This window comes from Halorubrum sp. SS7, assembly GCF_005435055.1.
Classification (GTDB): Archaea; Halobacteriota; Halobacteria; order Halobacteriales; family Haloferacaceae; genus Halorubrum; species Halorubrum salinarum.
On record NZ_SGXV01000784.1, the window covers coordinates 1 to 212 of the forward strand.

At 68.4% G+C, this 212-nt stretch carries 1 protein-coding gene; it reads right to left on the reverse strand.

The window, feature by feature from the left end; genetic code table 11:
• A partial coding sequence (locus EXE44_RS19905; protein ID WP_199241321.1) for a ThiF family adenylyltransferase occupies positions 1–164 on the reverse strand: 164 nt, incomplete at its 3' end.
• Between the last annotated feature and the right edge of the window lie 48 nt (positions 165–212).

The following is a 212-nucleotide window of genomic DNA, read 5'->3' on the forward strand; positions in this document are numbered from 1 at the left end:
CCCGCGGCCGCGAGGTACTGGATCGCGGGCGATCCGAGTCCGCCGGCGCCCACGACGAGGACGCGTCCGTCGAGCAGTCGCTTTTGCCCCTCCGGACCGACGTCGTCGAGGATGACGTGCCTGGAGTAGCGGTCGAGTTGGGTCGCGTCGAGCGAGAGGCTCATGTCAGCACCCTGTACGGGCGCGGATATAATCGTGTTCCCGATCGCCGG